This is a genomic window from Paenarthrobacter sp. NPDC089307 (assembly GCF_040685055.1).
GTDB lineage: Bacteria > Actinomycetota > Actinomycetes > Actinomycetales > Micrococcaceae > Arthrobacter.
This window is the reverse complement of record NZ_JBFBHE010000004.1, coordinates 421,883-434,654: the sequence shown is the minus strand read 5'-3', so window position 1 is coordinate 434,654 and position 12,772 is coordinate 421,883. Positions and strand designations below refer to the sequence as shown.

At 64.1% G+C, this 12,772-nt stretch carries 11 protein-coding genes and 1 pseudogene; 2 read left to right on the top strand and 10 right to left on the bottom strand.

What is annotated here, in order from left to right; genetic code table 11:
• The 6 genes from AB0N72_RS12310 to AB0N72_RS12285 form a co-directional block, all read right to left on the bottom strand.
• A complete protein-coding gene (locus AB0N72_RS12310; protein ID WP_363930666.1) occupies positions 1-1,356 on the bottom strand; it encodes an MFS transporter in 1,356 nt (451 codons plus the stop codon).
• 86 nt (positions 1,357-1,442) lie between these two features.
• A complete protein-coding gene (locus AB0N72_RS12305; RefSeq protein ID WP_363930665.1) occupies positions 1,443-4,475 on the bottom strand; it encodes an SMC family ATPase in 3,033 nt (1,010 codons plus the stop codon).
• Entirely contained in the window at positions 4,472-5,641 is a 1,170-nt protein-coding gene (locus tag AB0N72_RS12300) for an exonuclease SbcCD subunit D (RefSeq protein WP_363930664.1), read from the bottom strand. Before AB0N72_RS12300 ends, AB0N72_RS12305 begins: the two co-directional genes overlap by 4 nt.
• A gap of 72 nt (positions 5,642-5,713) precedes the next feature.
• Positions 5,714-6,619 (bottom strand): aquaporin, encoded by a 906-nt coding sequence (locus tag AB0N72_RS12295; RefSeq protein ID WP_363930663.1) that lies wholly within the window; start codon positions 6,617-6,619, stop codon positions 5,714-5,716.
• 187 nt (positions 6,620-6,806) lie between these two features.
• Entirely contained in the window at positions 6,807-7,169 is a 363-nt protein-coding gene (locus AB0N72_RS12290) for a DUF202 domain-containing protein (RefSeq protein WP_363930662.1), read from the bottom strand.
• A 31-nt stretch (positions 7,170-7,200) separates the two neighbouring features.
• Positions 7,201-7,557: a DUF202 domain-containing protein gene (locus AB0N72_RS12285; RefSeq protein WP_363930661.1), complete on the bottom strand. Its 357-nt coding sequence runs from the start codon at positions 7,555-7,557 to the stop codon at positions 7,201-7,203.
• Positions 7,558-7,637: 80 nt separating this feature from the next.
• On the opposite strand from AB0N72_RS12285, the gene AB0N72_RS12280 reads away from it, so the two are divergent.
• Positions 7,638-8,708, top strand: a complete 1,071-nt coding sequence (locus AB0N72_RS12280) for an ADP-ribosylglycohydrolase family protein (protein ID WP_363930660.1) — start codon at positions 7,638-7,640, stop codon at positions 8,706-8,708.
• Positions 8,709-8,714: 6 nt separating this feature from the next.
• Here AB0N72_RS12280 and AB0N72_RS12275 read toward each other — a convergent pair.
• Both AB0N72_RS12275 and AB0N72_RS12270 read right to left on the bottom strand, forming a co-directional pair.
• A pseudogene (locus AB0N72_RS12275) lies at positions 8,715-9,265 on the bottom strand (DUF4395 domain-containing protein).
• A 65-nt stretch (positions 9,266-9,330) separates the two neighbouring features.
• Entirely contained in the window at positions 9,331-10,341 is a 1,011-nt protein-coding gene (locus AB0N72_RS12270; RefSeq protein ID WP_363930659.1) for an exonuclease domain-containing protein, read from the bottom strand.
• Between the two features lie 121 nt (positions 10,342-10,462).
• Between AB0N72_RS12270 and AB0N72_RS12265 the strand changes: the two genes are divergently transcribed.
• Complete coding sequence (locus AB0N72_RS12265; RefSeq protein ID WP_363930768.1) at positions 10,463-11,227, top strand: VTT domain-containing protein; 765 nt, start codon at positions 10,463-10,465, stop codon at positions 11,225-11,227.
• Positions 11,228-11,318: 91 nt separating this feature from the next.
• Here the strand turns inward: AB0N72_RS12265 and rdgB are convergent, their stop codons facing one another.
• Both rdgB and rph read right to left on the bottom strand, forming a co-directional pair.
• Positions 11,319-11,987, bottom strand: a complete 669-nt coding sequence (gene rdgB / locus AB0N72_RS12260; protein WP_363930658.1) for an RdgB/HAM1 family non-canonical purine NTP pyrophosphatase — start codon at positions 11,985-11,987, stop codon at positions 11,319-11,321.
• The gene (gene rph, locus AB0N72_RS12255; protein WP_315973348.1) at positions 11,984-12,742 is read right to left on the bottom strand and encodes a ribonuclease PH; all 759 of its coding nucleotides are present in this window, start codon (positions 12,740-12,742) and stop codon (positions 11,984-11,986) included. The genes rdgB and rph overlap by 4 nt, the downstream gene beginning before the upstream one ends.
• Positions 12,743-12,772: the final 30 nt, after the last annotated feature.

The following is a 12,772-nucleotide window of genomic DNA, read 5'->3' as shown; positions in this document are numbered from 1 at the left end:
CTACGACTGAGGCCGGCGCTTCATCACAAGGGCCGTGACCAGGCCCAGCAGCAAGAGAGAGCCCGCGGCCGCCATGGAAACGGTAAAGGCCGCAGCGGACCCTTGGGTTTGCGCGAGTTGACCTGCCAAATAGGCGCCCAACGCCGTGCCGGCGACGATTCCACTGGCGAGGGCGGTCATGACCGTTGCCATCCGCCCGGCCGGAGCCACCACACCACCGATGCTGAAGACCGTGACCATCACCGGCCCCACCGGGATACCAAGGAGCAGCAGGACTGCCACCATCGGCCAGATGCCGGCAGGGAGGATCAACAACACAGACAATGCGGTCATCGCGAGTGCGGCGGCCACCCACCGCGACGCCAGGCTGAAGCGTTGTGGCCAGAATGCGACGGACAGGGCCGCAACGGCTGAGCTGAGGCCCATCACCGCGTACAGCAGTCCCGCGAGTTCGGCCGTTGCATACTGCGCGGAGTAGGCACTAAGCGCATTTTGGGTGGCCCCGAAGAAGGTGCCCATGCACACCATTGCAACCACGGGCACGGCCACTACGGCGCCGGCCCAACGCTCGCGGCGCCGCAGCGCTGTTGTTTGTTCTCCGGAGCCTTCGACGCCGGACACTGGCCGGCGTGGTGCCGGCACCACGGCTTGCTGGCTGGGGTGGACGGCAAAGGCAGGAACAAGGGTGATGGTCAATGCGGCTGCCAATGCCAGCGGCAGCCAAGGCGCCACCACGCTGGCAAGCAGCCCCACCAGGGCCGGCCCCAGGACGAAGGTGATTTCATCCGCAGTGCCTTCATATGACAGGGCAGTATCAAGGTCCGCCCGGTTGGCGGCAACACTCCTGCCGCCCCCGGCTGTTGCCGGTGAAAGATTTCTGGTGGTCAACGCCATCCAACGGACACGGGCCATAGGGCCCACTTGGGGACAGCTGGCGCCAGCCAGGAAGGCGGCAATGAGAACTCCGACGGCGTCGGCAACTGAACCGTAGCCTGGGGTGAGGTAGGCCGCGGCAAGAAGTCCGGCAACGGCGAGCGTGTTGACCACTGCTGCGACAAGAAGTACAACCCGCTGCCCTGCGCGGTCCGCCAGTGAACCCAGGACCGGCGCCCCAAGGGCGGAGCCAATACCAACAGCTCCAGCGGCCATGCCACCAATGGCGTATGAATGGCTGACTGCCGTGACCAGGGTCAGAGTGCCCACGGTCAACATGGCAAGTGGCAGCCGGGCGAACAGCCCCAAGGGCAGGAAGCCAGGTCCGGCCAATTCCGGAAGCCGCGCGAAACGGCCTGGCAAACGTGAGCGGCGAGGGGTCGCCAGGGAATCGGGCTTGGAGGCCAAAGTAGATTTTTCCATTAATCCGGGTTCGCTAAAGTGTGCGCATCGTCCCTCCTCCCGATGCGCGTGACCCGGTGTAACGGAATAAGTCTATCGGATCACCGTCAGGCGGGAACAGCTTCAGCGAACAGCACGGTGGAACCCTGGCGCCCCTTTACCACCTGAAGCTGGCTGGTGATGCGCTGCTTCATCTCCGCCACGTGACTGACCAGGCCTACTACCCTGCCGCCGTCGCGCAGTCCCTCCAAGGCGTCCATCACTTGCTCCAGCGCCTGCTCATCGAGGCTTCCGAAGCCTTCGTCCACGAACAACGTTTCGATGTCAACGCCGCCGGCCTCCTGCTGCACGACGTCCGCCAAGCCAAGTGCCAAGGCCAACGAGGCCATGAAGGACTCCCCGCCGGACAACGTGGAGGTGTCGCGCCGCTGGCCGGTCCATTCGTCCACGACTTCCAGACCGAGGCCCGACTTCGCGCCACGGGCGGCCCTGGCATCCGTGTGCTGCAAGGTATAGCGGCCATCGCTCATGGACACGAGACGTTCGGAGGCAGCGAGGGCTACTTGCTCAAGGCGAGCGGCCAGGACGTAGGTATTCAGGCTCATCCGGTATCCGTTATCGCCTGATCCCCGCGCCGTATAGGCCAGCTCTGCCAGAATACGGGCACGATTCCGCGGTTCCTTCCCGGCCTCCGCGAGGGCTTCGTACGCTGCACGTATTTTCCGCACAGCTTCCGCCGACTTGCCGGCCATGCCTGCTGCAAGTGCCGCCGCGCGGGCATCCCCGGCAGCGGTGGTTGCCTGCCGGCCTGACTCCGCGAGCTCCGCCTCAGGAAGCGGAAGTTCGCCAATACTGACTTCCTTGGCTGCCAAGGCCAGCTCCTCATTGGCGAACAGTTCATCCAGCCGGGCGGCTTCGGCGTCGAAATCTGCCACGTCTTTCTCAAGGCCCACAACGTCCCCAGGGGAAAGAAGATCGCGGCGGGCTTCGGCGGCTGTGGAAAAACCGGCCTCGCCGAGGGCATTTTCCAAGGAGGCCAACGCATCGTTTTTGGCTTCTTCCGCATGCGCCAGCCCGGCCTTGGCGTCGGCTGCGGCTTGAAGAAGGTCGCAGTCCGCTGACACAGCCGCCAAACGATCGCGCAGGCTGGGAAAACCGTCCCGCAAGGCCGATAACCCGGCTTCAAGCGCTGTGTGTTGTTCCTGCAGCAGCAGGACGCTGGACGCAGCCTGGCCTTCGGCCCTCAGGAGTTCTGCGTGTTCCTCCTGCGTTGAGAGCAGTCGCTTGGCGACCTGCCCATGGCGGCTCCGGAGCTCGTCCAACAGTGCGGCGGCCTCCTTGGCGGCAGTGGCGGCGGCTTGGGCGCCGGCCAAGCGATCATCGGCTTCCGCGGCATCCATCGAGCCGCCCTGGGCTTCCAGGCCCGCGACAATCCGGGCCGCAGAGGAAAGCTGTTCAGCAAAGCCGGCCAGCGTCTCCTCACTGGCTTCAAAGCGGGCTTTTGCTTCCTCTTCCTCCTGTGCCAGGGTAAGGGCAGTGCGCACTGCGGACGCTGGATCCGGGTGCTCCTTGCTTCCACAAACCGCACAGGGCTCTCCGCTTTCCAACGAGGCTGCCAGTTCACCGGCAGCATTGGCCAGCCGCAGTTCCCGGACGTCGAGCCACTCCTGCCTGGAATCCTGGGCGGCCGACCGCGCTTCGAGATGCCTCGCGGTCAGATCTTCCAGCTCAGCAGCGGCCGACGAGTAGCGCGATACGATGCGCACCAGCTCTGCGGCTGCCGAAGCAGCGCGTTCCGCCTCAGCCACCTGGCCCGCCACGGAAGCCAGGGGTTCCATCCGGGCTTCCAGGTGCGCGGCGTCCTCGCGCAGTTGCTTGAGGGCGGCTGCCGCCGCTTCAGCTGCCGTCCGCTGACGAGCGGCTTCCTCCTGCTGCGAAGCCAGCCGTGAAGCGACTTCCTCAAGGTGCTGCTCATCGGGAAGCCTCGCCTCTAGAACGGCCACCGATGCCTTGACTCTTTCCAAGGCCGCCATCGGATCTGCCGTTTGAAGGCTGGCTTCGGTCAACCGCTCCCGAAGCCGGGCCACCTGGGCATCGGCCGCCTTGTACTTGCGCTCTGTCGCATCGACGGCGTCGAGCTGGCCCTTCAGAGCAGCAGCGCGACGGTGCTTTTCTAGCAATTCCCTGTTCTCCAGAGCACGCGGGGCAGCAAGTTCAAGCAAGACGCGTCTCTGTGTGGCTGCAGCCAAGCGTCCATGCCGCAGCATTTTCTCCTGGTCCTCCCTCAGCTTTGCGCTGAGTCGGGTGGACAGCAACTCTGCCTCCCCGGCGAGTTCCTGACGACGGCTCCATTCCGCGTCAACCTGGGCTTCCAGGCCAGCCAGCCACAGCCCGGGCTCGATCGGGGAGGGCGAAGCAACGTCATGGTCCGCCACCGTTGCCCCGTCACCGGCATCAGGCAGACCGAGCTGGTCCCGCTCGGAAGCCGCCTTGTCCAAGAGCATGGTCAGTTCCGCGGCGTTTTCCTCCACAGCCTTGGCCGCGTCTGCGGCCTGAAGGGCGAGTTTCCGCTCCACAGCTTCAAAGCGTTCGGTGCCAAAGAGCTTCTGGAGGAGATCCAGGCGGTCACTCGCCTTGGACCTCAGGAATGCCGCGAAGTCGCCCTGGGGCAGCATCACTACCCGTGTGAACTGGTCGCGGTCCATGCCAAGGACATCCGAAAGCTCGGCTCCGACTTCATCGTTCCTGGAGGATTTTTCTTCCCAACTGCCAGCCACCCGTTCCCGAAGGAGCGTCTTGGCCTGCTGGGTGGTGAAGCCTTTCCGGCCGCGGGCACTCGGGCGTTCCCACGCCGGTGAACGGGTGACCTCGAAGCGCCTCCCCCGCGCTGAAAATTCGCAAACGACACGGGGTTCGGCACCAGGAAGGGCATGATCGCTGCGAAGCCGCTTACCTTCCTGCCTGGCGCCGGGCACGGATCCGTACAGGGCGAAGCAGATGGCATCCAGAATGCTCGTTTTGCCGGCTCCGGTTGCACCATTAAGCAGGAACAGGCCCTGCGCGCTCAGTTGGTCGAAGTCGATGTGCTGCGGTGTGGCGAATGGCCCAAATGCTTCGATTTCCAGGCGATGGATTCTCACAGTTCCGCCTCCTCCAAACGCACGGCTTCAAGGGCCTCGCGCATCGCAGCTACCTCTGCCTCGGCCGGCTCTCGACCCCGGACATGTTCCAGGAAGCCGCAGCATACGTCGAGGTCGCTTTCAGCTTCGGCAAGGCGATTGCTGTAACTTGTCCGCGTTTTTGCCTCGAAGCCTTCCGGGTCAAAGGCAAGGACCAGCGTTTCCGGGAACCGTGAGCGGAGTTTCTCCATGGCCTGGGGCGGCCGCTCGGCATCGGTGAGGGTGACCTGGCAATAAGCACTTTCTGCCCAGGCGTAGTCATCCGAGGCCAGCAAATCCTCCAGCTTTCCCCTCAAGACGGCCAGGGCCTTGGGTGCCTCCCAGTGGACTTCCTGAACATTGGTGGCTCCGTCCAGGCCAATGTCCACCAACCACGCGCCTTTCCGGTGCTTGGCTTCGGAGAACGAATAGGCCAACGGCGAACCGGAATACCGGACGTTGGCAGCCAGCTCCTGCCTTCCATGAAGATGGCCCAGCGCTGTGTAGGTGAAGTCCTCGAACAGGTCCAGGGGTACTGCGCCCAAACCTCCGATGCTGATATCCCGTTCGCTTTCGGACGTAATACCTCCGCTGGCAAACGTGTGCGCCAGGACAACAGGATGGACATCACCGGATTCACGGCGCCGCTCGAGGTCGCGCCGGATACGCTCCACGGCTTCCTGAGTGACATCGAAGTGGCTGGCGTTGTCCACGCCCAGCCGCTCTGCCACCAACCTGGGCTCGAGGTAGGGAATCCCATAAATGGCGACCTCGGCCTGTGAACCCGGACCGGCAGGCAAGAGTACCGGGACATCCAGCTCCTCCACCCGGGTCCTGACATGGACTCCTCCGCGTTCCAGAAGCCTGGACGCAAATCCCAGCCTGATGGCGGAATCGTGGTTACCGCTGGTCAAGACTACGGTTGCACCTGCACGGGTGATACGGACAAGAGCGTCATCGAGCAGCTTCACGACGTCCAGCCCCGGCAGGGCACGGTCATAAACATCCCCGGCTATGAGCACCGCGTCCACTGATTCGGCCTCGACGAAAGCCACCAGTTGATCCACGAAGCCGCGTTGGGCATCAAGCATGCCCACGCCGTGGAATGACCGGCCCAAATGCCAGTCCGAGGTATGGAGTAACCGCATATTTCCAAGCTAACCGGGGGCACCGACAAAAAAGCGGAGGCAAGCCGTCCGCCGTCGGGCCCTTAGGGTTGGCTAGCCCTTCCTGCCGTCGAAGAAGTCGCGGGCATCGTCGTTCGCCGGCGTCGCCGGAAGCGGTTGCGGGGCTGTTCCGGTTTCGGCGTCCTTAGCTTCCTCCGGGACCCCGGATCCAGCGTCAAAGTCATCGTTGATGGCATCAGTTCCGCTCTGGGGCTCTGCAGCAGGTGCCTGGGACAACCCTTGGAAACCCCGGAAAGCCAGTCCTGCCAAGGACGCACCCATCAGGGGAGCCACCCAGAAAAGCCACAGTCCTTCAAGGGCCCATGAGGGGCTGAAGAAAGCTTGGGCGGTTGCGCGCGCCGGGTTGAACGGGAGGTTGCCGAGAACCTGGCCGAACTGCAGCAATACGGCGACAGTGAGTCCGACTGCGAACGGCGCCATGGATGGGACCGCGCGGCGTCCGGCAGTGGCGCCCAGGAAGACCGCAACAAGGAGGGCGGAGCCAACAACTTCAACCAGCAGCACCCCAGCCATCTGGGTCTGCGCCACAGCGTGCTCCCCGAAGCCGGCTGCTGCGGACCCGAAGGCCGCACGCGCATCAGTGAGTACGGGCACCATTGTCACCACGATGTAGACCAGGGCCGCACCGACCACACTGCCGATGACCTGCGCTGCGATGTACGCCACCGCGGCCACGGGCCGGATGCGTCCGGCAATGAGGTTGCCCAGAGTGACCACCGGGTTGAAATGTCCACCGGAGGCGTGGCCGAACGCCAGCATGGCCACAGTAACGGTCAGCCCAGTGGCGAGGGCCGCAGGCAAGGGTGCCCCGGAAGGGTTCGAGAAAATCGATACACCCGCAGCCACGAGCACCACGAACAACGATCCCAGGGCTTCAGCCGACAACCGGGTCAGGAGTCCCGGCTGGGAATCGGGAGCGGCCTGCACAGAAGAGGTCATGTGGAACGGGTCCTTACGGTCGGAATGGAAGCTGGTGTGGCAGTGCCCGGGGTCACTTGGCGAGCGCCTTCAAACTCGCCGGGCACCTTGGGCATTTTGCCAGCCAAGTCTGGACGGTTGCTGGATGGGGCGGGGAACGACGCCTTGGCCTGGTGCGGACCGGAAGTGTTCAAAGCTACCCCTGAGCTTATCCGCCCAGGGCGATGGCCGCGATTGCAGCTGCACCAAGCCCCAGGACGGCCAGCGTGCTGGCCAAAACCAGCCGCGCGGAGGCCGCCTCGAAACCGGCTTGAAGTTGCCGCGAGCGCACCCACACCACTGCGGCGAGGACAATCGTTGCCGCCGCAGCCACCAGGGCGCAGATCCCTTGATAGTCGAGCCCGGGCAGGCCGGCGACGATGATGGCGCGCGTTGGCTCGGACGTGAGCCAGCTCCGCCAAATGAACAGGTCCACAACTACCAAGGAGATAAGGGTTCTTCGCCAGGCGAGGGTGGTCCGTTCAGGTTGCAGTCCGGAATCCCGGGCCAAGTCCGGACCGTCGGCGTTCACCGTTGCACCGGAATCAGTGCAGGCAACAGGGTCAACGGGCCACCAGGATCAGTACGGCAAAAGCGAAAGCTGCCAAGGCAACCACGATGGTCATGAACAGCATCACGCGCGAGAAAGGCAGTGCTTGGTCTTGCCGCATCGCAGCTTCCATCTGGCCCCATCTGCGGTAGGACAGGGCCGCGAGCCCGGCCCCAACAAGGGCGAGCAACACGCACAAAACCAAGCGGACCGGCGTCGGCGCAATATTCGGTGCCAACTGGTCGACGGCGACGGCGCCGGCAAGCAAAGCCAGCGATGTGCGGATCCAGGCAAGGAAGGTGCGTTCGTTGGCCATCGAGAACCGGTAGTCAGGAGTCTTGCCCGTTCGTCGCCAAGCAGGTTCACGCACGTTATCTCTCCAACTTTCTCAGCGCACGGCAGCGTCCCCACCATATCAGCGGCGCTTCACAGGCACGGTAAGTTACTGGCATGAGTGTTGAAGCAATCTCCCCCGCCGCGCCGTCCTTCAATTCCCGCGTTCACGGCTGCCTTTTGGGTGGGGCCTTGGGCGATTCTCTGGGATACGCCGTGGAGTTCGACTCCATGGCGGCCATTCGGGCACGCTACGGTTCCGCTGGCCTGCTCTCCTTCGCGCAGCTCGACGGCGGCAGCCACTTTTCGGACGACACCCAGATGACGCTTTACACAGTGGACGGCCTGGTGGAGGCACTCGAATGGGCCAACGACGGGGTGGCGGCCGATGAGATCGCTTGCCTGTGGCTCGCCTATCTGCGGTGGCTTGCAACGCAGGACGTCGAGGTTTCCTCGTCGGCACCCGCGCCGCAGCCCCGATGGATCGACGCCCAGGACGTGCTCCGGCATCGCCGCGCACCGGGCAACGCCTGCCTGAGTGGGCTCGCCTCCGGTGAGATGGGAACGGTGGCCAGGCCGGTCAACCCGGACTCCAAGGGATGCGGCACAGTAATGCGTTCGGCACCCTTCGGCCTGATACCCCACATTTCGCCGGATGCCGTCTACAAACTCAGCTCAGATGCGGCTTCCTTGACGCACGGACATCCCTCGGCGAGACTCAGCGCCGCCGCCTTCAGCTTGCTGATCCACAACATCGTTGCCGGAAGCACCATCCGAAACGCAGCCACGGAAGCACTCGCCTATCTGGAGAATGTCCCCACGAAGGCAGCGGAGCTCGCCGAACGACTGGAAGCGGCATTGCAGTTGTCCGCCCAGCCCACGGCATTGAGTCCCGAAGAGCTGACCGCGGCGCTCGGTGAGGGGTGGGTCGCTGAGGAGGCACTCGCCGTCGGACTCTACGCCGTTTTGTCCACCAGCGGCGAGGACCCCGCCCACCACTTCCGGAATGCGGTAGCCGTCGCCATCAACCACAGCGGCGACAGCGACTCCACAGGCTCCATCGCAGGAAACATCCTGGGTGCCTTTTATGGCGAACAGTGCCTGCCCGCGGACTGGCTGGACGCCTTGGAAGCGCCCGAGGTCATTCGCGGCATGGCAGACCGGTTGCTTGCCGTCACCACCGGCTGACGGACCCTAGGAAGCGCGAACCGCGATGTCGCTGCATGCCTCGCACACATCGGCGGGAACAAGGCCCCGGCGCTGCAGGAATCCAAAAATGGCGCAACCGAGGCAAAAACCGACAAATGATTCCAGCGAAGCTGCCACGATCAACAACGCGAGCAATACCCATGCCGCCGGCTGGAAGCCGGTGAAGAACAGCACGACGGCGGCACTGGTCAAAGCTGCCCCGATGCCTTGGGCGAAGCGCTTCGGAGGACCGGGAACGAGCTTTGCCGGGCCAAGCCGTGGGGCCAGGACCTTGACGGACAGCAGGGCCAGCGGGGAAATCCGGGGACAAACAGCACTCGCAGCCAAAAACCGGCTGCCAAGGCGACCAATCCCCAGCCCCATGCAGTCAGGAGGGTCACAACGGCAAGCAACACCACCAGGCCGGCGGTGATCCGGGCTGCGTACTCGTTGACCGGGTTCGGGAAGGCGAAAACAGTGCGCCACTGAACACCACGGTCTGCCTGCCCCTTGGCTGGTGGTGCCGCGACGGTGGCCGGAACGGGTTGCTTGGACATGTACCAAGGCTAGGAGCGCTGTTCCACCGGCGGGAAGCATTATTGCGCACTGTGACCGTTCGGCCTCAGGCCCCGCCAACCATCTGCAGGAATTCGCCTTCGGACACAACCTCTATCTGCTGGCCCTTTGCGTGGAGTTCCAAGACCCGTTTTGCCTTGCCTGTCAGGCGCCCGGCGCGAAGGTCACCTGCGACGAATCCGTCCCCGACTATCAGCACGGTGGTCCTGGCGGTCACCCGGCTTTCGGGCCGGGCACCCATGTCCGCAGCCCGCGACTTCGCCTCCGGACGGGTGATGGCGAGGTCCCCGGTGAACACCACGGTCTGCCCGAAGAGGGGATGCCCGGGTTCTGCTGCCGGGTTCGGCAAGGGATTGGGGCCTTCTTCCGGCCAAGCCGACCAACCGCCGGGCGCCCCGGCAGCCCGAGCCGGGGCCGATTCGAGCATGGCGCCGGTTCGGGCAGCCAGGGCCGACATCGTTGCCTTCGACAATCCGTAAGCGGGATCGAAAGCGGGCTGCTTGGGAAGGTCCAGGCCCAGGGAAAGATACAGTTCAGCGATGCTGTTGGCGTTGTTCCGCCGGGCAATGTCCACCAGGATTCCGGCGCAGGCGCGGGCGTCCTCTGCGGCATCGTGATGGTTCACCAGCGGTACTCCGGCTTCCTCGGCCGCGTACGGCAAGGAGTTCGAGACCAGCGAATAGCAGCGGCGGGAAAGCATGACGGTACAAACGTAGTCATAGGCAGGTCCGGCAAGGCCTGAGACTTCCAGCCCGGACCTGATGACTCCGAGGTCGAAGGCTGCGTTGTGCGCTGCGAGGATATCGTCACCGATGAAGGCACCAATTTCCGGAAAAAGCTCTCCGAACCTTGGCTGTCCCGCTACGTCTTCGGCGCGGATGCCGTGAATACGGGTGTTGTGGAATTCGAAGTGATCATGGTTCTCCGGTGGGCGCATCAGCCACGAGGCTTCCTCCACTACGACTCCCCCGCGGACCTTGCTCAGGCCCACCGAACACGGGGACCCCCTGAAGCCGTTGGCTGTTTCAAAGTCGATCGCCGTAAAGTCCAATGCCACTGGACAAGGTTACAGCCGGAAAAGGCCGTCCGTTGCCAGCTCGACTGGCATAGCAGGCCGTCCACCCACTGAAAATACAACGACGGCCGTCAAGTAGGCTTGTTGGGTGATCTTTTCTGCGATGAGCGACCTTGCCGTATCCACTTTCGGGGGTGCAGGACCGGTTCAGCCGTCTATGGCTTCGTTCCTGCCTGACTGGCTCAACCCCCAGATCTTCCTGGCCGACCCCGCCTTGGCGCCCTGGGTCGTGCTCCTGGTGTGCGGCATCGTCTTTGCCGAAACGGGCCTGCTGGTGGGCTTCTTCCTTCCGGGCGATTCCATGCTTTTCACCGCTGGCCTCCTGGTGGCAACCGACACCATCAAGTTCAACATCTGGGCCCTTGCAGGCCTGATCATCGTCTCGGCCATCATCGGCAACCAGACGGGTTACCTCATCGGTTCAAAGGCCGGCCCGGCGATCTTCAACCGCCCTGACTCCAGGCTCTTCAAGAAGGAAAATGTCGAGAGCGCGCACGCGTTCTTCGAAAAGCACGGCGGCAAGGCATTGATCCTCGCCCGGTTCGTTCCCATCATCCGTACCTTCGTCCCGGTCATCGTGGGCGTCGCCCAAATGGACAAGCGGAAGTTCTTCATCTTCAACGTCATCGGCGCAGTCCTGTGGGGCGGTGGCGTCACCTTCCTCGGTTATGTCCTCGGTGACCGCATCCCGTGGGTCAGCAAGAACCTGGACATCATCTTCATCGTCATCGTCCTGATCTCCGTCATCCCGGTCATCATCGAGGTCACCCGCGGGTTCCTGGCGAAGCGCAAAGCCGCAGCCACAGGCACCGATCCCGTGGAAGAGTTCATCGACGAGCACGACAACGGAAAGCCCAGCGGGCACTAGGCTCCGGCAACACGTCAAAAGCTCCACAGCAGAAAGGCACCCCGCATCGCGGGGTGCCTTTTGCATTGCAGCTGTGCCCGGATGCCTGGGACTACTCCGGCTGCCGTCCGGCGACGGAAAGGGCCGAGACTATGGCGGGAAGCAATGCCCGGAACGCTTGGCCGCGATGGCTGATGGCGTTCTTCTCCTCCGAACTCAGTTCCGCGCAGCTCCGGTCCATTCCGTTGGGTTGCAGCACGGGGTCGTACCCAAAACCACCTTCACCGCGGGGCTCGCGAAGAAGCGTCCCCTCGAGCTGGCCGTACTCCACGGTTTCGTGCGCAACACCATCAGCTCCGGGCACCGCCAAGGCCGCGGCGCAGACAAAAGCTGCACCACGGTGGGAATCCGGGACGTCGGAGAGTTGCGCCAGGAGCAGGTTCAGGTTGGCGTCGTCGTCGCCATGCCGGCCCGACCAGCGGGCTGAGAAGATGCCCGGGGCGCCGCCCAGTACATCCACGGCCAGGCCGGAATCGTCGGCAATCGCCACCAAGCCGGTTGCTTCTGCTACGGCGCGGGCCTTCAACAGCGAGTTCTCGGCAAACGTGACCCCTGTTTCGGCAACATCCGGCCCACCCACTGCACTGGCGTCCACAACCTGGGTATCGACGTCGAGACCTGGCACCTGGCCCCGCAGCAGTTCCCGAAGCTCCTTCAGCTTGCCCTTGTTGTGTGTGGCCAGGACGAGGCGCGGTTCGGTGCCGGCCGCCTCGGCGCTCACGGAGCTTCCGCCAGCGTTTCGCGCTGGATGGCCGCGAGCTGGGTTGTGCCCAACAGCGCGAGGTCCAGCAGGGCGTTGAGCTCATCGCGGTCGAAAGGAGCGCCTTCGGCCGTGCCTTGGACCTCCACGAACTTGCCCGATCCCGTCACCACCACGTTCATGTCCGTCTCCGCGCGGACGTCTTCGACGTACGGCAGGTCGAGCATGGGAACGCCGTCAATGATGCCTACGGACACGGCAGCAATGGTATCCACCAGGGGCTCGGCGTTGCGGGCGATGAGTTTGTTCTCCCGGGCAAAGCGGATGGCCTCGGCAAGCGCCACATAGGCGCCGGTGATCGCGGCTGTACGCGTGCCGCCGTCGGCCTGAAGGACATCGCAATCGAGCACGATGGTGTTCTCGCCGAGGGCCTTGGTGTCAATGATGGACCGCAGGGAACGGCCAATGAGGCGCGAAATCTCGTGGGTACGGCCCCCGATCTTGCCCTTGACGGACTCACGGTCCGAGCGGGTGTTCGTGGCGCGGGGAAGCATGGCGTATTCGGCCGTCACCCAGCCCCGCCCTTCACCCTTGAGCCACCGGGGCACGCCCTCAGTCAGGGAAGCGGTGCACAGAACCCGGGTGTTGCCGAACTCGATCAGCGCCGAGCCCTCAGCTTGCTTGGACCAGCCACGGGTGATGCTGATGGGTCGCAGTTGATCGGGCGTCCGGCCATCGGCACGGATGACGGGTGTTGCTGTAGCTTCAGAAGTCATGCTCCAAGCTTAGCGACGATGGCCGTGCTC